This window comes from Novosphingobium sp. YAF33 (genome assembly GCF_052113265.1).
Taxonomy (GTDB): domain Bacteria; phylum Pseudomonadota; class Alphaproteobacteria; order Sphingomonadales; family Sphingomonadaceae; genus Novosphingobium.
In genome coordinates this window covers 18713-43624 of sequence record NZ_JBFRCW010000018.1, presented here as the reverse complement: position 1 = coordinate 43624, position 24912 = coordinate 18713, and the positions used below count along the sequence as shown (strand labels likewise).

Annotated in this window: 17 protein-coding genes; 8 read left to right on the top strand and 9 right to left on the bottom strand. The window is 66.4% G+C overall.

The features are described from left to right. Nucleotides 1-62: 62 nt before the first annotated feature. Together AB4Z00_RS24020 and AB4Z00_RS24015 are read right to left on the bottom strand one after the other, a co-directional pair. Nucleotides 63-647 (bottom strand): Lrp/AsnC family transcriptional regulator, encoded by a 585-nt coding sequence (locus tag AB4Z00_RS24020; protein WP_207913003.1) that lies wholly within the window; start codon nucleotides 645-647, stop codon nucleotides 63-65. Between the two features lie 49 nt (nucleotides 648-696). Beyond that, complete coding sequence (locus AB4Z00_RS24015; RefSeq protein WP_442047516.1) at nucleotides 697-3150, bottom strand: zinc-dependent metalloprotease; 2454 nt, start codon at nucleotides 3148-3150, stop codon at nucleotides 697-699. A gap of 641 nt (nucleotides 3151-3791) precedes the next feature. Here AB4Z00_RS24015 and AB4Z00_RS24010 point away from each other — a divergent pair. The 6 genes from AB4Z00_RS24010 to AB4Z00_RS23985 all read left to right on the top strand — a co-directional run bounded on the left by AB4Z00_RS24010 (nucleotide 3792) and on the right by AB4Z00_RS23985 (nucleotide 12842). Beyond that, complete coding sequence (locus tag AB4Z00_RS24010; protein ID WP_442047515.1) at nucleotides 3792-6665, top strand: TonB-dependent receptor plug domain-containing protein; 2874 nt, start codon at nucleotides 3792-3794, stop codon at nucleotides 6663-6665. A 74-nt stretch (nucleotides 6666-6739) separates the two neighbouring features. Beyond that, nucleotides 6740-8344 carry an amidohydrolase gene (locus AB4Z00_RS24005; RefSeq protein WP_442047514.1) on the top strand — a complete coding sequence of 535 codons (1605 nt, stop codon included), beginning with the start codon at nucleotides 6740-6742 and terminating at the stop codon, nucleotides 8342-8344. A 5-nt stretch (nucleotides 8345-8349) separates the two neighbouring features. Continuing rightward, nucleotides 8350-9942, top strand: a complete 1593-nt coding sequence (locus AB4Z00_RS24000; RefSeq protein ID WP_442047513.1) for an amidohydrolase — start codon at nucleotides 8350-8352, stop codon at nucleotides 9940-9942. Between the two features lie 231 nt (nucleotides 9943-10173). Next, nucleotides 10174-10497 carry a DUF485 domain-containing protein gene (locus AB4Z00_RS23995; RefSeq protein ID WP_314466757.1) on the top strand — a complete coding sequence of 108 codons (324 nt, stop codon included), beginning with the start codon at nucleotides 10174-10176 and terminating at the stop codon, nucleotides 10495-10497. A gap of 14 nt (nucleotides 10498-10511) precedes the next feature. Further along, nucleotides 10512-12212 carry a cation acetate symporter gene (locus AB4Z00_RS23990; RefSeq protein WP_442047548.1) on the top strand — a complete coding sequence of 567 codons (1701 nt, stop codon included), beginning with the start codon at nucleotides 10512-10514 and terminating at the stop codon, nucleotides 12210-12212. 78 nt (nucleotides 12213-12290) lie between these two features. Beyond that, nucleotides 12291-12842 (top strand): hypothetical protein, encoded by a 552-nt coding sequence (locus tag AB4Z00_RS23985; protein WP_442047512.1) that lies wholly within the window; start codon nucleotides 12291-12293, stop codon nucleotides 12840-12842. A gap of 10 nt (nucleotides 12843-12852) precedes the next feature. Here AB4Z00_RS23985 and AB4Z00_RS23980 read toward each other — a convergent pair whose 3' ends face one another. The 3 genes from AB4Z00_RS23980 to AB4Z00_RS23970 all read right to left on the bottom strand — a co-directional run bounded on the left by AB4Z00_RS23980 (nucleotide 12853) and on the right by AB4Z00_RS23970 (nucleotide 16503). Then, the gene (locus AB4Z00_RS23980) at nucleotides 12853-13818 is read right to left on the bottom strand and encodes an enoyl-CoA hydratase/isomerase family protein (RefSeq protein WP_442047511.1); all 966 of its coding nucleotides are present in this window, start codon (nucleotides 13816-13818) and stop codon (nucleotides 12853-12855) included. 143 nt (nucleotides 13819-13961) lie between these two features. Beyond that, nucleotides 13962-14747 (bottom strand): enoyl-CoA hydratase/isomerase family protein, encoded by a 786-nt coding sequence (locus AB4Z00_RS23975; protein WP_442047510.1) that lies wholly within the window; start codon nucleotides 14745-14747, stop codon nucleotides 13962-13964. Between the two features lie 28 nt (nucleotides 14748-14775). Further along, a complete protein-coding gene (locus AB4Z00_RS23970; protein WP_442047509.1) occupies nucleotides 14776-16503 on the bottom strand; it encodes an FAD-dependent oxidoreductase in 1728 nt (575 codons plus the stop codon). A 177-nt stretch (nucleotides 16504-16680) separates the two neighbouring features. Between AB4Z00_RS23970 and AB4Z00_RS23965 the strand changes: the two genes are divergently transcribed. Beyond that, on the top strand, nucleotides 16681-19086 hold the full coding sequence (locus tag AB4Z00_RS23965; RefSeq protein ID WP_442047508.1) for a CaiB/BaiF CoA transferase family protein: 2406 nt from the start codon (nucleotides 16681-16683) through the stop codon (nucleotides 19084-19086). Between the two features lie 40 nt (nucleotides 19087-19126). Here AB4Z00_RS23965 and AB4Z00_RS23960 read toward each other — a convergent pair whose 3' ends face one another. The 3 genes from AB4Z00_RS23960 to AB4Z00_RS23950 are packed head-to-tail and all read right to left on the bottom strand — an operon-like array spanning nucleotide 19127 to nucleotide 23221. Then, nucleotides 19127-21211, bottom strand: coding sequence for a hydantoinase/oxoprolinase family protein (locus AB4Z00_RS23960; protein WP_442047507.1), 2085 nt, complete (start codon nucleotides 21209-21211; stop codon nucleotides 19127-19129). Nucleotides 21212-21222: 11 nt separating this feature from the next. Next, nucleotides 21223-23037, bottom strand: coding sequence for a hydantoinase B/oxoprolinase family protein (locus tag AB4Z00_RS23955; RefSeq protein ID WP_442047506.1), 1815 nt, complete (start codon nucleotides 23035-23037; stop codon nucleotides 21223-21225). A 43-nt stretch (nucleotides 23038-23080) separates the two neighbouring features. Beyond that, the gene (locus AB4Z00_RS23950; protein WP_165921434.1) at nucleotides 23081-23221 is read right to left on the bottom strand and encodes a hypothetical protein; all 141 of its coding nucleotides are present in this window, start codon (nucleotides 23219-23221) and stop codon (nucleotides 23081-23083) included. Nucleotides 23222-23490: 269 nt separating this feature from the next. Between AB4Z00_RS23950 and AB4Z00_RS23945 the strand changes: the two genes are divergently transcribed. Further along, nucleotides 23491-23808 carry a Rieske (2Fe-2S) protein gene (locus AB4Z00_RS23945; protein ID WP_442047505.1) on the top strand — a complete coding sequence of 106 codons (318 nt, stop codon included), beginning with the start codon at nucleotides 23491-23493 and terminating at the stop codon, nucleotides 23806-23808. 37 nt (nucleotides 23809-23845) lie between these two features. Here AB4Z00_RS23945 and AB4Z00_RS23940 read toward each other — a convergent pair whose 3' ends face one another. After that, on the bottom strand, nucleotides 23846-24817 hold the full coding sequence (locus tag AB4Z00_RS23940; protein ID WP_165921433.1) for an AraC family transcriptional regulator: 972 nt from the start codon (nucleotides 24815-24817) through the stop codon (nucleotides 23846-23848). Nucleotides 24818-24912: the final 95 nt, after the last annotated feature.

Sequence of the window (24912 nt, the reverse complement as noted above, 5' to 3'; positions counted from 1 at the left end):
GCGGTTTCGCGGCAGACGCGCGCCTTGTCGGTTTTCCCGGCCGGAATACCGGCGCGGGGCGACTACTTCGCGGCGTGAAGCGGCCGGTTGAGGATGGCCGGCGCGATCTGGCGGCTGGCCACTTCGCGCAGCACGAAGCTCGATCGGATGCGGCGGACATGCGGCAGCACCGACAGTTCCTTGCGGTAGATCATGTCGTAGTCTTCCAGCGACTGGACATTGAGGATCATCAGGAAATCGGTATCGCCGGTGACGAAGGCGCAGAACTGCATCGAGGGGCTGTCGAGCACGGCCTTCTCGAAGTCCTGCAGCACGGATTCGGCCTGCGAGACAAGCTCGATCGAGACCATCACCAATGTCCCGTAACCCAGCGCGCGGACGTTGAGGTTGGCCGAGTAATGGGTGATGTAGCCCGCTTCCTCCAGGATCTTGCGGCGGCGGGCCACGGCGGTGCTGGACAAGTGCACTTTTTCGCCCAGCCACACGTCCGATGCACGGCCGTCCGAAACGAGCGCGCGCATCAGGCGAAGGTCGGTGTCGTCCAGTTCGTGCTGCATTGGCTTGCCGCGTGCTGCCTCAAGCCAATGCAGCTTGCTGGATTGCATATCCATCCTGATGAGCGCCCCTCTTTTTTGTTTCGAAACCATAGTGCCGGGTTTCCCTTCGATTTCAAACAAAAGGTGCGGGTCTGAGGTGTTATTCGGACAGAATGTTGTCGAACCAGCCGGTTTCGCCCCCGATCGGCATGCCGGCGGGGATCGGCGGACGCGGGCGGCTGAGCTTGCCGATCTCGGTTTCCAGCCGCTCGGGATCGCCGAGCAGGGCTGCCATGGAGACTTGCCACAGGCCGTCCTCGGAGCCGCTCCTGGCCCGGGCAAAGCCCTTGGCGGTATCCTTGAGATAACCGTCCAGCAGCGCGGCCACGTCTGCGGGCGTCTCCGGATCGCGCCGGGCCGAGGCGATCGCCAGCAGGGCGGTCTGGGCGATCCGGCGCGAAACCGCATCGCCATGGGCGGCGATGACGGGCGACAGCTTGTCGAGCAGCGTGGCGACGCCGGGCTGGGCGGTATCGTAGCCGTGCTGGATGTGCAGGCGCGTCAGGCGCGCGGGGGCAAGCAGGCTGTCGAGCGTCATCTGCGCGCCCACTTGCGCGGCGACGAGCGGATCGAACACTGCCGATCCGGCCCCGCGCAGCACTTCGGGCGCTGCCTCGGCATCGGTGCGGGCGCTCGTGCCGCTGGACAGCAGCATGGAGAGCGCCGCCGGAACCGTCAGTTCGCGGGGGGAGAGCGTGGCGATGAGCGCATCCATCGCCGCCATCTGGTCGGCGGCCGGGACCGGGCGGGGCGTCTCGCGTCCATCGCCGACGACCGCGTATTCGTAGTTCACCCCGCCTACCAGCTTGCCGGTGGCGTCGATGGAATAGCGATGGAACAGCCAGATCGGCACGAACTTGCGGCGCAAGTTGGAGAGCGGCTCACCCGCCAGCAACACGTTCGGACCGAAGCCCGATAGCGCGAGCCGGCGTACCGCCATCGTATGCGCGAGATCGGCGGGGGTGTCCTGCCCTTCGGTCCACATGTTGACGCCGGGCACCGCGAGATCGGGGGCGCGGCCGTCGATGTCGGTGCCGTAGATCAGGCCGGCCTTGCGAATGGCGTCGGCCTTGGCCGCTGCTTCGGCATCGCCGTCGACGCCGGGTGCCGGCTGGCCGTATAGCCAGTCTACCGTGAACTTGTCCCACTTGCCGATGCCTGTGGCATAGGCATCGCCGAGGTCCAGCCGGCCGTCGGCGATCCCCACTTTAGGCCCCGGATAGTCCATCACCGAGGCGCGGTCCTGCAGGCTGGCCTTGAAGTTGTGCACGAAGCCGATGGCATGGCCCACTTCGTGCGCGCCCAGCTGGCTGATCCGAGCGAGGGCCACGCGAACCGGGTCGTTGGCGCCGCCGGTGTTGTTCTGCGCCGTGCCGACCAGGCCTTCGAACACGGTGATGTCCTGCCGCACGCGCAGCGCGCCCAGCACGACCACGCCCTTCACGATCTCGCCGGTGCGCGGATCGATCACGCCCCCGCCGTAGGACCAGCTGCGGTTCTGCCGGTCGGTCCAGTTGACCACGTTGTAGCGCACATCCTGCGGGTCCACGCCGGCGGGCAGGATGGCCACCTGGAAGGCGTCGATGAAGCCGGCTGCGTCGAAGGCATCGGCCCACCAGCGCACGCCGCTCGCCAGGGCGGAGCGGATCGGCTCGGGCGCGGCGCTGTCTATGTAGAAGACGATAGGCTTCTTCACCGGCGATCGGGCCGCGGTGGGGTCGGTCTTCTCCAGCCGGAAGCGGTTGGCATATTCCACCAGCATCGGGCTGCCCAGCGGCGTGCCGAAATCGTAGACCTGGGTGGCGTGGCTGCCGGAGCGAATGTCGAACTTGCGCGGCACGAAGCCGGGCTCGGGCAGGGCCACCAGCGAGGAATGGACGGTGACGCTCACGGCGCGGCCATCCGGGGCAAGCACGTCGAGTTCCTTGCCCGCGCTATCGGCGGTGAAGGTCTGGACGGTTTCGAACTCGACGTTCCGGGGAAAGACCTTGACCGACGCCGGGTCGAGGGCGCTCAGCTTCTCCGAGAGCTTGTAGCCCTTGGCGCTTTCGCCGATGGCGCCGGCAAGGTCCATGGCGTCGCTGGTGAGGAGCGGCGTCGCATCCACCGTCACGCCGCCGCCCGCTTCACTCACCACTTCGAGCATGGCTACCGTGCTGAAGGGGAAGCTCGCGCGGGCACCCTTGGCCACTTCGGCATCGCCGCTCGCCCGGTAGCGGGGGTTTTCGAACAGTACCGCGACTTTGCCGCCCATGCGGCGGAAGACCAGGATCTTGGTATCGCCCTGCATGCCGCGGTCGATGCGGATCGCTGCCGAGCCGAGGCCGGTCTTGATCGCCTGCGTGAACAGGTAGCGGCCCGACAGACCCTCCGCGTCGGCCGCGGGCAGGGTCAGCAGCAACCGCCCCTTGGCGGCGTCGACCAGAACCGGAAGCAGGGCCCCGTCCGGCGACGAGACCACCGCGGCCGGTGCCGCCGCCACGGCCATGGGCGCGAGGCAGGCTAGGGCGCAACCGGCGGCGAGAATGGATTTCATGCGGGCGACGATGGACATCTTGGAAGGTTCCCCTGGGAGCGGACGTTCGATGGACAACGAGACGGCGGCCCCTGTTCGCCGCGCTTGTCTCGCTCTTGCAGCAAGCCTAGCCGAAACCGGACGCAGCTTCCCCGAACTTATCGGGCCGGCCGCACCGCGCCGTGATGGAATCCTGCGCAAACGATCGCAAGGACGTGAAATTCCGGCGCGGGTGCGCTGCCTCTCGTGAAAGTCCCAGCCCTTAGGTGCGATGCTGCACTGCATTTCGCGAATCAGGTCATGGTTGATTTCAGGAACGTGCGTCTTCGCGAGAGCGGATGCATCTTTCTTGCGCGATATTGCTAATCGGTGATGAAATCCGTCACGAGGGGGTGAAAATCTCCTGAACTTTCGTGGGATCGTTCGCACCCTTGCGGATAGTATCGCAGTAGTCAGGCAGCAGTCCGGGTCGGGAGCAACCGACATCGAAGCGGACATTGCCGGATGATGGAGTGCCCGCGGATTTGGCGGGTGCGGGGAACAGGGGTTCCGACACAGTTAGGCGTCGACAAGGCACCGTGAGGGCGGTGCGTGTTCGCGCGCCTGTCCGGGGCTGCCAGTTCTCCATCCATCGGGATGAGGGCGCCTGTGGCGAGAAACAGTCACAGGGAGTTTTCGCGATGCGCAATGCAGTCCAGACCTCGCGGCGCCGAGGCAATATGGATACCTTTTCAGCGCGCTCGATCCGTGCCCTGCTGCTGGCAGGCGTGGCGGCGCCCTTGCTGGTGGCGACGCCGGCGCTGGCCCAGAGCGCTGCGGTCGATGAGGAACCGGTCAACGATATCGTCGTCACCGGCTCGCGCATCGTCGGCGACGGCTACAGCGCGCCGACCCCCGTGGCGGTACTGGGAGAGGCGGATATCGCCGCCCAGGCGCCTGCGAACATCTCCGATTTCGTGAACCAGCTTCCCGCCATCGCTGGCAGCGGCACGTCCGGCAACAGCTCGGGCGGCCTGTCGAACGCGGGTGCGGGCATCAACTCGATCGGCCTGCGCGGCCTGGGCGTGGGCCGTACGCTGGTGCTGGTCGACGGGCAGCGCTCAGTGGCCTCGACCGTGGGCGGCACGGTGGACATCAACACGATCCCGCAGGACCTGGTGAAGCGCGTCGAAGTCATCACCGGCGGCGCCTCTGCCGCCTACGGTTCGGACGCGGTGGGCGGCGTGGTCAACTTCATCCTCGATACGGGATACGAAGGCGTCAAGCTGGGGGTCGATACCGGCCTCTCCACCTATGGCGACGCGTACAATTACCGTTTCACCGGCACCGCGGGCTTCTCGCTGCTGGATGACCGCCTGCACCTGCTGACCAACGTGTCCTACTTCAAGCAGACCCGCGAGGAGGGGATCAACCGCGACTGGAACGACAGCGGCTACTTCCAGATCAACAACCCCGCCTATGACGGCACCAACGGCGCGCCGCAGCGCCTGGTCGGCAGCGGCATCGGCCCGGCCGGCTACACGGCCGGCGGTCTGATCTCCAGCGGACCGCTGCGCGGCACGTATTTCCTGGGCGAGGGGCAGACCGCCCAGCTCACGTATGGAACCGTCTCCAGCCCCTGGATGATCGGCGGCGACTGGCAGACCACGCTGGACGGCCACCTCGGCACCAATACCCTGGTCCCCCTCGACGAGCGACTGAGCCTGTTCCAGCGCGCCGGCTTCGAGATCACGCCGGACATCGAGATCTTCGGGCAGTTCTCCTACAACCGCTCGGTCAGCGCCAGCTCGTACCAGCAGACGCCCAGCACCGGCGTTTCCATCGCGGCCGACAATGCCTACCTGCTCAGCCAGTATCCCGCCGTTGCCGCGGCGATGGCGGCGCAAGGGCTGTCCTCGATCACGGTGGGCACGTCGAATGCCGGCTTCCCGATCCCGGGCAGCAATATCAAGCGCGAGGTCTATCGCGGCGTCGTGGGCGCCAAGGGCCAGTTCGACATGTTCGAAAAGGCCATGAACTGGGATGTCTACTACCAGAAGGGCGTGACCAAGGCGCGCGAGGAGCTGACCAATACCTGGCTCAATTCCCGCATGGCCCTGGCGCAGGACGCCGTGTTCGACGGTACGGGCAATATCGTCTGCCGCTCCACCCTGACCAATCCGGGTAACGGCTGCGTGCCCATCGACAGGCTGGGCACCGACGGTCCCTCGCAGGAAGCGCTCAACTACATCTACAACGACGGCAACCAGCCGCTGCGCCACCAGACGATCAAGCAGGACGTTGCCGCCGCCACGATCTCGGGGAAGGCCTTTGCGCTGCCGGCCGGAGACCTGGCCTTCGCCACCGGCGTCGAATGGCGGCGCGAGCAGATCGACGGTTCGGTGGATCCGCAGTACAATTCCGGCTGGCTCTACGGCAACTTCCGCGTGAACCAGGGCAAGTACGACGTCTACGAGGGCTTCCTCGAACTCGACGTACCCATCTTCGACGGCATGAACGTCAATGCCGCCGCGCGCGGCACGCATTACTCGACGTCGGGCTGGGTCGGCACATGGAAGGTCGGCGCCAACTGGCAGGCCATCGACTCCCTGCGCCTGCGCGGCAACATCAGCCACGACATCCGCGCACCCAACCTGGAGGAACTGTTCGCCGCCGGTACCGCGCGCACCAATTCGGTCATCATCCCGACCGGCGCCGATGCCCCGCAGACCGGATCGCTGCAATTCGTGCAGAACGCCTTCGGCAATCGCAACCTGAAGCCCGAAGTCGCGGACAGCTGGACTCTTGGCGCCGTGTTCGAACCGACGTTCCTGCCGGGCTTCTCGCTCTCGTTCGATTACTATTCCATCCGGATCAAGGACGCGATCGGTTCGATCACCGCCCAGCAGACCGTGGACTTGTGCTATGAGCAGGGGATCAGCTCCTATTGCCCGAACATCCATTTCGTGAACGGGCAGCTCAGCACGATCGACCTCACGCCGATCAACTTCGCGCGCCAGAAGACCAGCGGCTTCGACATCGAGGCCAGCTACGCGGTCCCGGTCGGCCCCGGCACCCTGCGCCTGCACGGGCAGACCACCCATTACATCAAGAACGTCGTCGACGACGGCATCAGCTTCCCGATCGACTATGCCGGCGTCCTGACCAGCGGCACGTATGCCTCGCCCAACTGGGTCTACCGACTGAGCGCCTTCTACGACATCGACCCGGTCAGCTTCAACCTGGTGGCGCGCGGCTTCACCGATGGGGTCTACGGCAACGACTGGATCGAATGCGACGGCGATTGCCCGGTCAGCACCGCGCAATACCGCACGATCAATGACAACTCGATCAAGGGCGCGACCTATTTCGACGCTTCGGTGGACTTCAAGTTCCCGGCGATGGGCGGGGTCGGGCACCTGACCTTCATCGTCAACAACCTGCTGAACAAGGACCCCGTGCTCGTGGGCAACGGGCCTGACGGCAACAACGTGCCGGCTTACGCCCAGACCAACCGGAGCCGCTACGATGTGATCGGCCGCACTTTCCGCATGTCCGCCAAGGTCGAGTTCTGAGTTTCCAATTGCCGCGTTTTTCCATCGGGCGGCAGTGCCCGGTGGAAAACGCTCCATGAGAGGATGATCGTATCATGAAGACGTTCAAGCGCCCGGCGTTCGCGGCCGCCCTTGCAGCCGCTCTCCTATCCACCGGGCTGGGCAGCGTGCCGGCCCATGCCGCCGCGCCTCAGGCGCTGAAGGACGAAGTCTCCGCCGAAGTGGAGGCCCAGCGCAAGCAGATCCAGGTCATGGTGGACCAGATCTTCAGCTACGCCGAACCCGGTTTCCAGGAAGTCCGGACGTCCGAATACCTCACCGGCATCCTGGAAAAGAACGGCTTCAAGGTGGAGCGCGGCGTTGCCGGCATTCCCACTGCCTTCACCGCCACATGGGGCAAGGGCGGCCCGAAGATCGCGCTGGGCAGCGACATCGACGACGTGCTCGGCGTCTCGCAGACCCCCGGCCTGCCTTACCTCAAGCCGCTGGTAGAAGGAGCGCCCGGGCACGGTGAGGGGCACAATGCCGGCATGCCGCTGATGGTGGCCGCGGCCATCGCGGTGAAGAAGGTCATGACCAGGCACGGGCTCGAAGGCCGCCTGATGCTCTGGCCGGGCGTTGCCGAGGAACTGCTGGCAACCAAGGCCTATTACGTGCGCGCCGGCCTGTTCAAGGATGTCGATGCCTCGATCTTCACGCATGTCAGCTCGGACTTCTCGACCGGCTACGGCGAGATGGGGGGCAACGGCATGGTCTCGGTGGAATATACCTTCCACGGCAAGACCGCGCACTCTGCGGGCATGCCGTGGGAAGGCCGCAGCGCGCTCGATGCGGTGGAGATCATGGATGTCGCCTGGAACTTCCGGCGCGAGCACCTGCCGCTGACCCAGCGCTCGCACATGATCATCACCAACGGCGGCGGACAGCCCAACGTGGTGCCGGACAAGGCCAGCATCTGGTACTTCTTCCGCGAACGCACCTTCGACGATATCCGCAAGCTCTACGAAACCGGCAACGACATCGCCAAGGCCGCTGCTCTGGCCACCGGCACGACGATGAGCCAGCAGACGCTCGGCTATGCGGCGCCCAACTTCGGCAACAAGCCGCTGGCAGAGGCGGCCTATGCCAATATCAAGGCGGTGGGCATGCCGAAATGGAGCGCCGACGACCAGGCTTTCGCCAAGGCCGCGCAGACCTTCAACGAGCGCAAGATGGAGCCGCTGAAGGACGAGGTCACCGAACTCTCCACGCCTGAAAACCGCAAGCCTTCCACGGGCGGCGGTTCCGACGACATCGGCGACATCATGTGGGCCGTGCCGACGATCACCATCCGCTTCCCGTCGAACATCCCGAACATGATCGGCCACAACTCCACTTCGGCCTTTGCGATGGCGACCCCGATCGCCCACAAGGGCGTGGAAGCGGGGGCCAAGGCCGTGGCGATGACCGTGCTCGACATCCTGACCACACCGCAGCTGGTCACTGACGCCAAGGCCTATTTCACCGACGTCCAGCTCAAGACGGACAATTACGCGGCTGTCCTTACGGACAAGGACGTGCCCGCGATCTGGCTGAACGAGCGCAACATGCAGCTCTACCGCCCGCTGATGGAGAAGTATTACTACAATCCCGCCAAGTACCCCTCGTACCTCGACCAGCTCGGGGTGAAGTATCCCACGCTGACGAAGCCGGCGGAGTGAACCGAATGCGCAAGAAAGCCCTTGTCGTCGCCGCCCTTGCGGCAGCCTCGCTCCTGCCCGGCGCCGCCCAGGCGGCTGCGGATCCGGCGCTGAAGCAGGAAGTCAGCGCCGCCGTGGAGGCGCAGCGCAAGCAGATCCAGGTCATGGTGGACGAGATCTACTCTTTCGCCGAACCCGGCTTCCAGGAAGTGAAGACCAGCGAATATCTTGCCGGGATCCTCGAAAGGAACGGCTTCAAGGTGGAGCGCGGCGTTGCCGGCGTGCCCACGGCCTTCACCGCGACATGGGGGACCGGCGGGCCGAAGATCGCGCTGGGCAGCGACATCGACGGGCTGCTCGGCGTGTCCCAGGTTCCCGGCGTGGCGGACGTGAAGCCGCTGGTCGAGGGCGCGCCGGGGCATGGCGAGGGGCACAATTCGGGCATGCCGCTGATGGTGGCCGCGGCCCTTGCCGCGAAGCAGGTCATGATGAAGCACGGCATCCAGGGGCGGCTGATGCTCTGGCCGGGGGTTGCCGAGGAACTGCTGGCAACCAAGGCCTATTACGTGCGCGCCGGCCTGTTCAAGGATGTCGACGCGTCGATCTTCGCTCACGTCAACACCGGTTTCGGCACCGGCTGGGGCGATCTCGGGCTGACCGGCATGATCTCGGTCGAATACGAATGGAAAGGCAAGACCGCGCATTCCGCGGCCATGCCGTGGGAAGGCCGCAGCGCGCTGGACGGCGTGGAGCTGATGGACGTCATGTGGAACTTCCGGCGCGAGCATCTGCCGCTCACGCAGCGTTCGCACGATGTCATCACCAATGGCGGCGGCCAGCCCAATGTCGTGCCCGACAAGGCCAGCAGCTGGTACTATTTCCGCGAGAAGGACTTCGCCGCGCTGCGCGGTCTCTATGAGACCGGGAACCAGGTGGCCGAAGCCTCGGCGCTGGCTACGGGTACGACGGTGAGCCGCAAGGTCCTGGGCTTCGCCGCGCCGAACTACGGCAACAAGCCCCTGGCAGAGGCACTCTATGCCAATATCGAGGCGGTGGGTGTTCCGCAATGGTCCGCCGCGGACCAGGGCTTTGCCCGGGCCGTGCAGGTGAAGAACCACCTCAAGGTCGAGCCGCTGCCCGACAAGGTGGCGCCGCTTTCGACACCGGACACCCGCGGCAATGCCAGCTTCGGCGGCTCGGACGACATCGGCGACGTGATGTGGACGGTGCCCACCGTGACCATCGGCTATCCGGCGAACGTGCCGAACGTGATCTTCCACCACGCCACCGCCGCGATGGYGATGGCCACGCCGATCGCGCACAAGGGGACCGTGGTCGGCGCCAAGGCAGTGGCGATGACGATACTCGACCTCGTCACCACGCCGCAGCTCATCACCGATGCCAAGGGCTGGATGCGCGATGTCCAGCTGAAGGACCAGAAGTACGATCCGCTCATCGCCGCCACCGACATGCCCGCGATAGACCGCAATGCGCGCACGATGGCGCAGATCCGGCCGGCGATGCAGCCCAAATACTACGATCCGGGCAAGTACGATTCCTACCTGCAGCAGCTCGGCATAGACTACGAAGCCGCGGGTCGCGAAAACTCCGGCGCTTAGCCTCAGGCGCGCCGACCGGCCGGGGCCAAGATCACCCTGACGAAAGCCAACTGCCCCGGCCGGCTTCTTTCCTCGTACTGCGCTTTCGGCGGCGGCATCGGCTGGCCGCGCAGTCCGGCTGCCGGGCGGACATGGCCCGGAAGGCCCGTCGCGGCTGCGCATTAAACATTAGATATTCCGGGAAATTCGGCATAGCATCCGCCGCAATAATGGCGAGAGAGGGTGCGAAGCATGGATCCTGCAGAACCGGCAGGCGGCGCGTTGCAGCGTGTTGCCGAAGACCCGCGCTATCACGCGCTGGTGGCCCGAAGGTCGCGCTTCAGCTGGACGCTGACAGGGGTGATGCTGGTGGTGTTCTTCGGCTACATCCTGGCCATCGCCTTCCGCAAGGACCTTCTGGCGACGCCGATCGGCAACCATGTGACGACCTGGGGGATCCCGGTGGGTCTGGGCGTGATCCTTGTGGGCATTGCGCTGACGGGGATCTACGTGTCCCGCGCCAATCGCGAATTCGATCCGCTGCTGCAGGCCATCAGGAAGGATGCCGAACAGTGATCGCGCCGTTCCGCATGACGCGCTGGGCCGCTGTCGTTTCCGCCTGCTGCCTGCCGCTGCCCGCCCTGGCCGATGCCTTGACGCAGGAAACCCGGCAGCAGGCCGTGAACTGGCCCGCCATCCTCATGTTCGGCGCCTTCGTGCTCTGCACGCTGATGATTACGCGCTGGGCGGCGGGCAAGACCCGGACCACCGCCGATTTCTACACGGCGGGCGGCGGCATCACCGGCTTCCAGAACGGCCTGGCGATCGCCGGCGACTACATGTCGGCCGCATCGTTCCTGGGCATCTCGGCGCAGATCTTCGCGGACGGCTATGACGGGCTGATCTACTCCACCGGCTTCCTGGTCGGCTGGCCGATCATCCTGTTCCTGCTGGCGGAGCGCCTGAGAAACCTGGGCCGCTACACTTTCGCCGATGTCGCCTCGTTCCGCTTCGCGCAGACCCCGGTTCGGCTTTTCGCGGCCTTGAGCACGCTGGCGGTCGTCCTGTTCTACCTGATCGCGCAGATGGTCGGCGCCGGGCAGCTGATCAAGCTCCTGTTCGGCCTGCCCTACTCCTATGCCGTGGTCATCGTCGGCGTGCTCATGACGCTCTACGTGCTGTTCGGAGGCATGATCGCGACGACATGGGTGCAGATCATCAAGGCGGTGCTGCTGCTGGGCTGCGCCACCGTGATGGCCTTCGCCGTCATGGCCAGCTTCGGCTTTTCGCCGGACGCCCTCTTCGCCAAAGCGGTGGAAGTGAAGACGATGCTGGCCGGGCAGGCCGGGGCCGACTCGGCCTCGGCGGCAGCGAAGGGCCGCTCGATCATGGGGCCGGGCAATTTCATCAAGGACCCGATCTCGGCGATTTCCTTCGGCATGGCGCTCATGTTCGGTACGGCGGGGCTGCCGCACATCATGATGCGCTTCTTCACCGTGCCCGATGCGAAGGCGGCGCGGAAGTCGGTGCTCTGGGCCACGGGCTGGATCGGCTATTTCTACCTGCTCACCTTCATCATCGGCTTCGGCGCCATCGTCATGGTCGCTACCGAGCCCGCATTCCTGGACCCGCTGACGGGCGGCCTGCGCGGCGGGAGCAACATGGCGGCTCTCCATCTGGCCGACGCGATCGGCGGCAATCTGTTCCTCGGCTTCGTCTGCGCCGTGGCATTCGCGACGATCCTGGCCGTCGTCTCGGGGCTGACGCTGGCCGGTGCTTCGGCGGTGAGCCACGATCTCTACGCCTCGGTCCTGCGCAAGGGACAGGCCAGCTCGGCGGAAGAACTGCGCATTTCCAGGCGTACGGTGCTGGTTCTCGCCGCAATCGCGATCGTGCTGGGCATTCTCTTCGAGAAGCAGAACGTGGCCTTCATGGTCAGCCTGGCTTTCGCCCTGGCGGCTTCCGGCAATTTCCCCGTGCTGCTTCTGTCCGTGCTGTGGAAGGGCTGCACGACGCGCGGGGTCGTCTGGGGCGGTTCGCTCGGCCTGGCGCTCGCGCTCGTGCTCACGGTTCTTTCGCCCACGGTATGGGTGACGGTGCTGGGCAATGCAGAGCCGGTGTTCCCTTATTCCTCGCCCACGTTGTTCTCGATGCCGCTGGCCTTCTTCACCATCTGGATCGTCTCGCTGCTGGATCGGTCCGGGCGGGCGGCGGTGGATAGAAGCGGCTATCCGGCACAGCGCATCCGGTCGGAAACCGGGATCGGCGCAGCAGGCGCCAGCGCGCACTAGGCGAATTGCAGCGGCCCAGGAACGGCCGGGCGCAAGCCGCGTTGAGAGGGAGGAGGGGGGCAAGCCGGAGCCGATGCTTTGCCCAGTTACGTTCTAGTCGCAGCGGGTGCCTTGGGTGCTGCCGCCCTCGGGTTCGCGGCGACCAGCGTGATTCCCACGCATATGAAGATGCCGGAGGAAGCCGCGCAACGGCCAGGTTCTTCGGATGCGCTGCCCGCCTACGATCCGGCTTATGGCGAATCGGGAAGCGGAGCCTCTTTCGTCAGCGACACCGGCTTCACCGGCCAGGGCATGCCGCGATGGCTGGAAAGCCAGGACGACCATGGCGCAGGCGCGGACGGCCAGCTCTGGCAGGCTGCGACATATGGCGCCGAAGGGCAGAGCTTCGACGAGGCCTATTCCGCAGCGGAATATCCGCTGTCCGACGATCCGGGATCGGCATCACCGGACAAAGCCTCCGAAGCCGCGGCCGCCGCCGCACGGGCAGCGGCTGAAGTCAAGGAAGCCGAAGTGGGCGAGCTGGAAGCCCCCCGCGCGCCCGTTTCGATAGCCCCGGTAGCGAATGCCCCAACGCCGAACTCTTCGGCGCCGAACTCTTCAACCCTCGCCGCCGCAGCGGTTCCCTACTGACCGGCTCGTTTCACTCCGCCGCCTTGCGACCGCCTTTGCTCAGGCGCCATTCGGGCGGGTAGAGCGAATCGTTGTCCTTCACGGCATTGTTGAGACCCCGGCCGAACGTCTCCTTGTTGAGCGTGAATTCGTCGGCATCGTTCTTCACCTGGGCCAGCATCGATTCCAGCCATGCGGTCATGATCGAGCCCATGTATTCGCCCTGCTGCTGCTTGTAGGTCTCGAACAGGGTCTTCTGCATGAAGACGACATCGGTAGGCCGCGTGATCGAGCAGGCATGGGCATATTTCGCGACTTCCGCCTCGAGCCGGTCCCGCGGGACCACGCTGTTCAGGAAGTTGCAGTCCTGCATCTCCTTTGCGGTGAAGGGGCGTCCGGTGAAGACCATCTCCTGGAACTTGCGCAGGCCCATCATCTGGGCCCACTGCCACATGCGCGGGGCCCAGCCGACATAGCGGAACGAGGGGTGGCCGAAGAGCGCGTCGTCGGACGAGATCACCAGGTCGGCATCGGCGGCCTGATAGAAGTGCCAGCCGTAGCAATAGCCCTTCACCTCCAGGATGCTGATCTTCTTGAAGTCCTGCAGCGTGCGGCACCCGAAGTTCGAATTGGCGTATAGCTGCGTCAGTTGCGCCAGATAGCGATAGCTGCCCTTGGGAGGGTAGCGGACGTCTTCCCCCGCACCGATGCGGAATTCGTGCAGCAGCGAATATTCGCCTTCCGCGGCCAGCATCTCTTCCTGCTCGGGAAGGTCTGCGCCGCCGCCCAGGTTGTTGCCGGCGCCGCGGATCACCAGCACCTTGACGTCATCGTCCACGTTCGCGCGGTGGATGAGATCGGCATAGCGCAGCCGCGCCGCGGTGGTGGGTGCGTTCAGGAGGTCCGGACGATTGAGCGTGATCGTGGCGATCTTGGTGGCGGGATCCTTTTCGTAGAGGATGATGTCCTCCGGGTTCGGGCGATCCGCTTCAGCCATCGTCTTCTCCTTTTCGCGCAAGGACGCTCATTCGGCGGCCCGTCCAGATGTCGGGCCGACTTCGGCCCATCACTCGGCTTGCGGTCCTGCGGCGGCAATGACTGGCAGTGAACTGACACCACCCTCTTCGCGCCATCCCGCCGCTACCGGCCGGTGAAAACGGGCGCGCGCTTTTCGGCGAAGGCTCGGGCGGCCTCGGCGAAATCCTGGGTTAGCAACCCCAGGACCTGGACGTGGTTCTCCAGTTCCAGGGCGTTTTGGAGCGGGGCATCGAGATTGGCCCACATCACCTGCTTGGTGTGCTTGACGGCATAAGGCGCGTTGGCCGCGATCGTTCGTGCCACTTCCAGCGCACGGTCGAACAGGCTGCCGGGTTCTGCCAGATGGCTGACGAGGCCGATAGCCAGCGCTTCCTCGCCGTTTACGGGGCGGCCGGTCAGCATGATTTCGAAGGCCCGGCCGGCGCCGATCAGGCGGGGCAGGTGATAACTGATACCGCATTCGCCCGCGCTGAGGCCCAGTTTCACGGCTCCGACCATAAACTGCGTAGACGGCGCGGCGATGCGCACGTCGCAGGCGAGCGCGATGCCCAGACCGGCGCCCACCGCCGCCCCCTGGATCGCCCCGATGACCGGCTGGCGCATCTTGCGGATTTGCCGGATCAGGCCCGAGAACACTTCCTGAAGCGCCATCCATTCCGGCGCGTTTTCCGGCCCTTCCGCAATCGCCGCCTTCAGGTCTAGGCCCGCGCAGAACGTCGCGCCGTCTCCCGCCAGCACGACGACCCGGCACGCATCGTCGGCGCTCACGCCGGCGAGCGCAGCGGTCAGCTCCTGCGCCATGGCGACGGTGAGCGCGTTGCGCGCCTCGGCGCGGGCCAGCCGTACCACGGCCAGGTTCGCAATCCTTTCGACGGTGATAGAGGCCATGGGCCCTCCTGCAAGAATGGGATCGCGCTCAGATTGTCGCCGGTTCCCGCACGTCCACGGCCTCGCGCATGGCGGCCCGCCGCGCGATGTCGTTCGCGGCGATGTAGCCGAACACCATGGCCGGGCCGATCGTCCCCCCGGCGCCGGGATAGTTGAGGCCGAATGGACTTCCGGCGGCGTTTCCGGCCGCATAGAGGCCGGCGATGGGTGTGCCCCCGGTATCGATCACGCGCGCCTGGCGGTCCGCCTTCAGACCGCCCTTGGTGCCCAGATCGCCCAGGTGGATCTGCACCGCGTAGAAGGGCGCCTCGCGGATCGCGCCCAGTGCGGGATTGGGCTTGCAGGTAGGGTCGCCGAAGGTCTTGTCATAGATCGTCGAGCCGCGGCCGAATTCGGGGTCCTCGCCCTTGCGGGCATACTCGGTCATCCGGCGCGTCACGTCTTCCAGCTTGACCGGATCGACGTCGATCCTGCGCGCCAGTTCGCCCACGGTGTCACCCCGGAAGATATAGTGATCCCACCAGTCGACCGGGATCGCGCGGTCCGGCATGATCGCGGCGGGCAGGATGCCGCCCGCCGTGAACTTCCTGCGGAAGGCGGCGTCGAACACCAGCCAGCACGGCGTGTTGGCACCGGTCGCGCGCTGATCGGCCACCATCGCCGCGCCGAAGCGATCGTAGGAGCAGGCTTCGTTGACGAACCGGTCCCCCTCGCGGTTGACGCAGACACTGTAGGGACGGCCCACGTCGAACACCGCCTGGTGTACTTCCTCGAAATTGGATGCGGAGCGGCTGGGCAGGATCATCGTCGGTGCCCACCAGCCTTCGCCGGTATGTTCGGTGGCCGCGCCGATGGCTTCGGCGGCGATCAGCGCCTCGCCGGCATTCGCGCCCTGCGGCGTACTGCTCCACCAGATCGAGGTCCTGACCGGATAGAAGCGATCGCGCAGCGCCTGATTCCACTCGAACCCGCCCGCGCAGATCACCACGGCGTGGCGGGCCTCTATCTCATGGCGGCGGCCGCGATGGCTCACCGCGACGCCGGTGACTTTGCCGTCTGCGACGAGCAGCCGCTCCAGCCCGGTCTCCAGCCGGATCTCGACGCCCTTCTCGAAGAGCCTGGCGAGCAGCGGGCCGATCAGCGCCGCGCCGGAAACGAACAGCCGGTCGCGGCGAGTGATCCTGCGGGTGCTGCGATCCTTCCAGTAGCGCCCGACAACCCTGGCGATCATGCGCTTCCAGCCGGCACTGCGGGCGGCGATGGTGAAGGTTTCCTCCAGGTTCATCGCATAGCGGTTGAACAGCTTGAAGCGGGGATATTGCTCGCGCACCAGCGGGAACCTGTCTCCCAGCAGGCGACCGTCCCAGGGCGGCATCACCAGGCTGCGGTCGCTGCGCGATCCGGGCAGTTCGGCGAAGTAGTCCGGCCAGGGCATCGGCATCATCGCGATGCCCTCCCGCCCGAGCCAGTCCAGCATCTCGCGCCCGGTGTCGACATAGGCTTCCAGCCGGTCGCGATCGATCGGCCCGCCGATGACGGCGTCGAGGTAGGTCAGCGTCTCTTCGCGCGTGTCGCTGGTGCCGCCCAGCCCGTGATTGGGGATCCAGGCGACGCCGCCCGAGGTGGCGGACGTGCCCCCGTACTTGTGCGCCTTCTCCACCACCAATACCCGCAGGCCGAGATCGTGCGCGCGCAGGGCGGCAGTCAGCCCGGCCGCACCCGAACCGACGACGATCACGTCGAAAATGTCGCTCATCGCCATCCTCCCGTTCTGTTCCCTGCCTGGCCTAGCCATGATCGGCCGCGCCTTCGCTGCCCTTCTTCACTCACTGCGTTCTCGGGCTGGTGCGGCTGCAAATCAGGACAACTATGCCCGCCCGGCCCCGGCCTATACCGCAAGACGAGACAGCATCAGCGCGCAGGGGGAGCGGACGTGTCGGCTTTGAAGGGGCTAAGGATCGTCGAACTGGCCGAGCAGGTCGCGGGGGAATATTGCGGCAAGCTGCTGGCCGATTTCGGCGCGGAAGTCATCAAGGTGGAGCGTCCCGCAGGCAGCCCGACCCGGCGCCTCGGCCCGTTCCTGCATGACCGGCCGGAAAGTGGATGCAGCGGGCTTTTCGCCTACCTCAACAGCAACAAGCAGTCGCTGGTGCTGGACCTGACGACGCGTGCGGGGCGTCTGCGGCTGGACCGGCTCCTGGCCGGCGCCGACGCGGTGATCGACGACCACGGCGGCGCCTGGCTCACCGCGCTCGGCCTCTCTCCCGCCACGTTCCGCGAGGAGCATCCCGGCCTGATCCTATGCTCGGTGACGCCGTTCGGGCTGGACCCACCACCCGAGCGCGCCCATGCGACGGACCTCATCGTCACGCACGCCAGCGGCCTGGGCTATCATACGCCCAGCGCCGCCGATGCCGAGCGGCCGCCGCTGAAGGGGCCAGGGCGCTTCCTGGCCAGCTACGAGGCGGGCCTCGAAAGCGCGCTCTGCCTTGCCGCGGCGCTGCACCGGCAGGGGCGAACGGGGCAGGGGACCTTCATCGACGTCTCGGCGCAGGAGGTGCTCGCGGGACGGCTCGATTACGTGCTCGGCCAGATGATCGCCGGGGACATGGACGTCAGCGAGAGCCGGCGGCAGTTCGACCTTGGCGGGCCGGGCGGCATCTTCCCGTGCCGCAACGGGTTCATCTACGTGTTCCTGACCACGCCGGGCCATTGGCATGCGCTGCGCGGCCTGATGGGAGACCCCGAGGAACTGCGCGACTTCCCGGCCGACTGGCTGGAGCGGGGGCTATCGCCGGAGCGCATCGCGGCTTGCCGCAAGCACATGGTGGGCTGGCTGGCCGGGCTGGACAAGGACGAGGCGGCGGCATCGGCGCAGGCCAGCGGCATCACGCTGGTCCCGATCAACGACATGGGCGATCTCGGCCAATCGCCGCAAGTCCGCCACCGGAACTACTTCACCCGCGCCGAACTGCCGGGCGGGGCGGGAAGCGCGCTGTTCCCGACCGTCGGCTACCGGCTCGCGGCAACCCCCGCCAGGATCGTGGCGGCGGCTCCCGAACTGGGGAGCGCCGCGCCGGACCACTGCCCGCCGGACCACTGCCCGCCGGATCATCGCCCGCCGCGACCGCCAGCCCGCAAGGCGGCCGGAAAGGGGCCGCTCGCCGGGGTCCGTGTGCTGGAATTGACCAAAGTCTGGGCCGGACCCTACGCCGGCAAGCTGCTGGCGTTCCTGGGCGCCGAGGTGATCCGGGTGGAGAGTCTGGGCTCGCTGGACGTGACGCGGAGCTACGGCGTCAGCGATGTGAACAAGGCGCCGGGGTTCATGGCGGTCAATCCGCAGAAGCTGTCGGTCCAGATCGACATGAAGAGCGAGGCGGGACGGGCGCTGCTCAAGCGGCTGGCGGGTACATGCGACATCGTGCTCGAGAACATGCGCCCCGGCGCGCTGGAGCGGCTGGGGCTGGGCTACGAGGCCCTGAGGGCGGTGCGTCCGGACATCATTCTCACATCGATGAGCATGTATGGGGCGGATGGGCCGCTCGCCTACCAGACCGGCTATGCGCCGTGCTTCGTGGCGCTCAGCGGGATGAGTTCGCTGGTCGGCTACGAAGGCGAGGCGCCTTCCGGCATGAATGTTCGCTATGCCGATTCCAGCTTCGGCGCGGCGGCGGCCTTCGCCTCGCTGGTTGCGCTGCGTCACCGCGAGGCGACCGGCGAAGGCCAGTTCGTGGACGTCTCCGCGGTGGAGACCCTGACCAGCCTGATCGGCGATACGGTCATGGATTTCAGCCTGAACGGCAGGGTGGCTGCCTGCGACGGCAATCGCCATGCGGACATGGCGCCGCACGGCCTCTATCGCTGCACCGGAGAGGACTGGATTGCGCTGGCCGTCCAGTCCGATGCGGAGTGGCGGGCGCTGGCTTCCCGCATCGGCGTGCCGGGATTGGCCGAGGACCGGCGTTTCGCCGCGCTTGCGGATCGCAAGGCCAACGAGGCCGCGCTGGACGGCCTGATCGCGCAGTGGACGCGCAAGCAGGATGCCGCCGCGCTTGCCGCTGCGTTGCAGGCGGCGGGGATAGCTGCCGCCAAGAGCGCCAATTCGGTGGACCTGATCGGCGACGGGCACCTCTGGGTGCGGGGGTTCTACCGTCATGTCGAGGATCAGGACGGTCAGCCGCGCGCGGTTCTCGGCCCGTCATGGCGCATGTCGGACCCGGCCGCGATCACGCTCGCGGCGCCCCGCCTCGGGGAGCACAATGGCTATGTGCTGGGCGAGATCATGGGGCTTTCGGCGGAAGAGCAGGCCTGCCTCCACGAAGCAGGTGCCTTGCGCTGAGAACCCGCGCGAAAAGGTTTGTCCCCAGCGCGGGATTGCGTCAGCTGCTCTTGCTCGTCTTGACCAGTTCGTAATCGCCCGCATCGTCGACCAGGCACTTCCAGCCGGCGTAGACGACGATGGTGGTGAAGGTTTCCTCGATGATCGCGGGGCCAAGGATTTCGTGCCCCGGCCCAAGCTCGGCACCCCGGTGGATCGGCGTTTCCTCGAAGCCCTGGCCCAGGTTGGCGCGGCGCATCAGGGCCGGCTGGGGGGCATGGGCGGCGACGCTGGTTCCCCTGCCTACCGCGGGAGAGGGCGTCTCCACCGAACTGGCGAGACGGACGCCGGTGATCTCGGGCAGTTCGTGCTCGCGAATGTGGCCGTATTCTTCCTGATGGCGCTGGTTGAACAGCGCGATGGCGCGGGCGGGCAGGTCTTCATCGACGAAGGCCAGGTCGCCCAGCCGGTCTCCGGCGTGGATGTCGAAAGTCAGCGCGAAATTCTGCCCGGGATAGCGCATGTTCATCTGGTAGCGCGCGGTGATCCGTTCGGCGGCGAACTGCGCGGCTTCGAAATGGCGCTGCGCCCGATCGGAGAGTTCCCGCCACATCGCCCGCAGGCGGTCTTTGTCGGCGGCAAGCGCGGGCACGATGTAGGATCGCTCCTCGTCTATGCTCGGATTGGCCACGAGCGTCCCGAGGGCGGAAAACGTCGGCGAGGCCTTGGGCACGAGCACGCGCGCGATGCCCAGATCCTCGGCCTGGATCGCCGCGAACACCGGGCCGTTCCCGCCATAGGCCAGCATGACCATTCCGGCGGGATCCATGCCCTTGCCCGCGGTGATCCGCCGCACGCCTTGCGACATCCTGGCATTGACCATGCGCCAGCAGTCGAAGGCGGCCTGCTCCGCGCCGTAGCCCAGTTCCCGCCCCAGCGCGGCAAAGGCTTCGTCCACGCCGGTGCGCGACAGGGAGAAGCTGCCCCCGGCAAAACCCGCGTCGGTCGAGAGGATGCCCAGCATGACCAGGGCATCGGTGATCGTCGGTTCGCTGCCGCCGCGCCCGTAGCAGATCGGTCCCGGCTCCGATCCGGCCGAGGCAGGGCCGACCTGAAGCGCGCCGCCGCTGACGTGGCAGATCGAACCGCCGCCCGCGCCCAGGGTCTCCACTTTCACCATGGGCACGCCGATCAGGTAGCGGTGGTGCATGTTCCAGCCCGCCTCGGCCGGCGCGCTGCCGTCCCGCACGACGGAGATGTCGTAGGAGGTTCCGCCCATGTCGACGCACAGGATATCGCGGTAGCCCTTGGCGGATCCGACATGGGCCGAGCCGATCACGCCCCCCGCCGGCCCCGAGGCCAGCACGCGGATCGGCGCGCCTTCTATATAGTCCACGGTCATGACCCCGCCGCTCGCCTGCATGACCATGAGTTGCCGGGCATAGCCGGCGTCCCTGACGCGGTTCACCAGTTTTTCGAGATAGGAATAGACCCGCGGGGCGACATAGGCGTTGACGATCGTGGTGCTGGTCCGGTCATATTCCGGCGCGCGGGGCAGCACTTCGTGGCTGGCGCAGACCTGCACGCCGGGCAGTTCCTCGGCCAGGATCGCCGCGATGCGCCTTTCGTGGGCGGGGTTCACGAAGGAGAACAGGAGCGAGATCGCCACCGATTCCACGCCTTGTTTTCGCAGCCGCGCGCAAGTCTCGCGCACCGCCGCTTCGTCGAGCGGCTTGTGCACCGTCCCGTCATGCAACATGCGTTCGGGCACCGTCAGGCGGCGGCGGCGCGGGGCGATCTGGATGGGCGGCTCCAGGCGGACGTCCCAGATGTCTTCCTTGAAACCCCGGCGGTACTCCACCTCGTCGCGGAATCCCTCGGTGGTGATGAGGCCGGTGACGGCGCCGTTCATCTCGATCAGGGTATTGTCCGCGACGGTGGTGCCGTGGACGATGGTGTCGCAGGCGCCCAGAAAGTCCCCGAGCGCAAGGCCTTCCATGTCGGCCAGCTTCTGCAGCCCGGTCATGACGCCTAGCGAGCGGTCTTCCGGCGTGGAGAGGTTCTTGTGGAGGCGGACCTCCGTACCCTTGAGCAGGGCGAAGTCGGTGAACGTGCCCCCGATGTCGATGCCGACGCGATAGCCCATCGTTTCCCCCCTCAGGCAGCCGCAGCCATGGTCATGTTCCGGCGCAGCGCCGCCGTGGCATCGTGGTCCACTTCGAGGTCGTATTCCTCGATGCTTCCCTTGAGGATCACGCCGTAGCGGCTGCGCGCGGCCTCGATGCTGACGTATTCGTCCAGCACGTCCTCCTTGACCGCTTCGGGATCGCGCGCCAGCGGCGGGCCGAACCCCGCGCCGCCGCCATGCTGATAGGCGATCACCGCGCCTGCCGGGAGCATGGCCTGGGCGGTTTGCTCGATCCGGTATTCGTTCGGCGTGCCCACCTCGAACCGGTTGGAATAGGGAATGGCGTCCTCGCCGCCGCACATGCCGCGCAAGGGGTGGTCGGCCGAGACCATCCAGGCCATCGCCGTGACGGGTTGCAGCACCTGCTTGACGTTGAGGCTGCCCGGCGCGCCGCGCCACTGCCCGGCGCCGCCGGCGTCGGTCGTCATCTCGCGGCTGATGTTGAGGATGGGATAGCGCGTTTCGGCATCCTCGGCCTCGGACAGGATCAGGCTGCCCAGGCTGACCGGACACGATCCCCAGCCGTCGATCCCCGGCACGGCGGATACGTCCATCGAGCGGCAATCGACGCCCTGGTCCATCCACATCGTGCCGGCTTCGTCGAAGCCGATCACCGCATTGGGCATGCCGATCTTGTAGAGCTGGGGGGCGGAGCGCTGCGGCGCGACGTTGCTGAGTGCGAGGCACACGGCTTCGGTGATCTCGCAGGCCGGATGGAAAGAGCCGAGCGCGGCAGGCTTGTTCGGCGGCGGCTGTGCTATCGAGCCTTCGGGGACGATCATCTCCACGGCATCGAAGAAGCCTTCGTTCTTGACGATGTCCGGCGCCATCGCCGCCACGACTTGCGTCATGATATAGCTGCGCGTGTTCGCGAAAGTGTTCCACACGCCCACCAGTTCGGGCCGCGCGTCGGTTCCGGTGAGGTCGATCGTCAGCCGGTCCCCCGCCACGCGGCAGGCGACCTGGACCCGGATGTCTTTGGTTCCCGCCGTGTCGTGGTCGATGAAGACGGCGGCCTCGTACGTGCCGTCCCGCCAACCGGACACTTCCTCGCGGCAACGCGCGGCGGTGTGAGCGATCGAGTGATTGATCGCCGCCTTCACCCGGTCCGAGCCATAGCGGCCGATCAGACCCTGCAACCGCGCCGCCCCTTTCTGGACGCCGGTTATCATGGCGGCGAGATCGCCTGCGAACGAGGGAAAGCGGTTGTTGCGCTCCACCATGCGCAGCACGTCCTTGCGCGGCTCGCCGCGGTGCACGAGCTTCAGGCAGGGATAGGAGACGCCTTCGGTGAAGATGTCGGTGGCCTCCAGCGTGAAACCGCCGGGGTCCTTGCCGCCGGTGTCGCCCTGGTGGGCCTGAAGCGTCTGCACCACGATCAGCTCGCCCGCATCGTCGAAAACGGGCGCATAGATACAGTAATCGGGCAGATGACCGCCGCCGTGGTCGGGGTCGTTGGCGAGGAAGACATCGCCCGGCCCCCAGTCGAACGCCTCGAAGTTCATCAGGCCCCAGCGCACCATCATCGGGTTGACGAAAGTGAGGTGCGGCGTGCCGATGGCGCCCATGGCAAGACGGCCGTGGGCATCCACGATCGCGGCATTGCGCTCGTTCGACTGGTTTATGATCGGCGAGGACGCCGCGCGGCCGAGATGGGTCGCGGCCTCGAAGCACACCGTCTCGAAGGCGCCCCGGATGATCTCGGCGGTGACGGCGTCGATCCCGGCCCCCGTGGGCAGAGGAGCGCGCTGGGCCGCGAGCTTGCGGTTGAGTTCAAAGGACACGGTGCCAGTTGCTCCTCATTGTTCGCTCGTCACTGTTCGGTCGTCACTGTTCGGTCGGCCAGGTGCCGGCGGCGGATTGATGGGCCAGCGGCGAGGCGGGATCGCCGATCTCCACCAGCGAGCCGTCCTCCCGCTTGCCGTAGATGGAAAGCGCGAGGCCGAGATCGACTTCGCCGGCTACCACGGGGGGCTGCTTCGGCCTGGCGGCGCCGCGCTTCTCGCGACCGGATCCTGCGGATCTTGGGCTTCGCCGCATCCTGTCCTCCCTCCTGAGCATCGCGCGATCGCGCAGCTTCTGCATCCGGTCGCTACGGCCCCATTTCCGGCCCCGCAAGCAGTGCCGCAGCGGCTGCAACGTCCGGCAAGACAGAGTGCAACGTCAGCACAGCGCGCAAGGCCCGGCCCGTGCTAGCGCTGAGGCGACCCAGCCATGGCGAGCGAACCTGCGATCCTATGACCGAGCCCACATTCCTGCGCGCCCTGCACGAAAACGACCTGCCGCCGGGCGAGAAGAAAGCCGTCGACCTGGCAGGCAGGTCCATCCTGATCTGCCATGTCGGCGGCCGGTTCTTCGCGGTGTCCAACATCTGCTCCCACGCGGAGGAGCGGCTGGAGTGTGGCCGGATGGGCAATGGCTGGATCGCCTGTCCCATCCACGGCGCGCGCTTCGATCTGGCAAGCGGAAAGCCCAGAAACCCGCCGGCAAAACGCCCCATCGCTACTTATGCGGTTCGCCTTGTCGAAGGATGGATCGAGGTGGAAATGCCTTAGGCTACCATCTGGAAGAGGCTCGACAGGTCCGTTGCCGTTATGCCGGGATGGACGGATGGCCACGATACTCGCGCGGAGCGAGGCCGTAGCGTGACTTGAACATGCGGCTGAAATGCGCGCTGCTCTTGAACCCGGCCAGATAGGCGATCTCGCTGATCGCGTAGTGCTGCATCTTCTCGTCGCCCAGCCAGTCGTGCGCGGTGGTCATGCGCTTGTCCCAGATCAGGTTGGAGAACGAAAGCGCGCTCTTCTTCAGCACATGGCACAAGTACCGGAGCGAAATGCCGCAGCTGTCCGCCACCATCCGGGCATTGAGATCGGGATTGGCGAAGTTCTGGTTGATGTAGCGGGTGATGTCGCCGATCCGCTTGTCGCAGATGGTTTCGCGCGCGGGCGGGTTTCCTGAAAGCCGCGTGATCGTCTTGCTGATGCCGGTGAGCAGCGCCTGCACCAGTTGCTCCGCCATGTCCTGGTCGATCTGGTCGTCCTGTTCGAACACCAGTTCGAGTATGCGGTCGGTCAGGGCCAGTTCGCCGCTGGAGGCCGGGAAGGCGCGGCCCGCTTCGATGTTCTCGCTGAGGACCGCGTAGATCTTGTGGGAGGGGACGACGACGTGCATCACCTCCAGCTCGCTGTTCTCGGGCGGGACAAGCTCCATGTAGAACGGCCGCGTGGAGCGCGTGATCGCACATTCGCCGGCGTTCACGACGTGCCGGCCGCCGGCATGGGAGATGGTCATCTGGCCCCGGCGCAGGAACCAGAAGATCACCAGATTGGTCTTGTCGTTGCGGATGTGGCCCCAGGAGCGCCGGAACGCGAGGCCCGAGCGCGAGACTTCCTTGCAGATCGTGTATTCGCCCGCGAGGCTCTTCTCGATCCGCACGTCGATATTATGCGACGACAGGGGCACCAGATCGCCGTCGTAGTAGTCCGCCTTGTTCGTGCCTCGAAATTCGAACCGCCGGGATTCGTGGTTCGCCGTGGTCATGTCGAACGCGAGAACGGGCATCTGCTTATCCTTCTCCGAAATGCTCTTGCGGCATTGTGATCTACCATAGCTCATTCGTGGGCCCGGCGACAGTAGGCTGGTCGTGAGGCCCGGTC

Coding starts and splice junctions, on each gene's coding strand:
- AB4Z00_RS23970 (WP_442047509.1), bottom strand. CDS start 16,503: ATGAGCGACATTTTCGACGTGATCGTCGTCGGTTCGGGTGCGGCCGGG.
- AB4Z00_RS23945 (WP_442047505.1), top strand. CDS start 23,491: ATGACCGAGCCCACATTCCTGCGCGCCCTGCACGAAAACGACCTGCCG.
- AB4Z00_RS24015 (WP_442047516.1), bottom strand. CDS start 3,150: ATGTCCATCGTCGCCCGCATGAAATCCATTCTCGCCGCCGGTTGCGCC.
- AB4Z00_RS24010 (WP_442047515.1), top strand. CDS start 3,792: ATGCGCAATGCAGTCCAGACCTCGCGGCGCCGAGGCAATATGGATACC.
- AB4Z00_RS23975 (WP_442047510.1), bottom strand. CDS start 14,747: ATGGCCTCTATCACCGTCGAAAGGATTGCGAACCTGGCCGTGGTACGG.
- AB4Z00_RS23980 (WP_442047511.1), bottom strand. CDS start 13,818: ATGGCTGAAGCGGATCGCCCGAACCCGGAGGACATCATCCTCTACGAA.
- AB4Z00_RS23995 (WP_314466757.1), top strand. CDS start 10,174: ATGGATCCTGCAGAACCGGCAGGCGGCGCGTTGCAGCGTGTTGCCGAA.
- AB4Z00_RS23940 (WP_165921433.1), bottom strand. CDS start 24,817: ATGCCCGTTCTCGCGTTCGACATGACCACGGCGAACCACGAATCCCGG.
- AB4Z00_RS23960 (WP_442047507.1), bottom strand. CDS start 21,211: ATGGGCTATCGCGTCGGCATCGACATCGGGGGCACGTTCACCGACTTC.
- AB4Z00_RS23990 (WP_442047548.1), top strand. CDS start 10,512: ATGACGCGCTGGGCCGCTGTCGTTTCCGCCTGCTGCCTGCCGCTGCCC.
- AB4Z00_RS24020 (WP_207913003.1), bottom strand. CDS start 647: ATGGTTTCGAAACAAAAAAGAGGGGCGCTCATCAGGATGGATATGCAA.
- AB4Z00_RS24005 (WP_442047514.1), top strand. CDS start 6,740: ATGAAGACGTTCAAGCGCCCGGCGTTCGCGGCCGCCCTTGCAGCCGCT.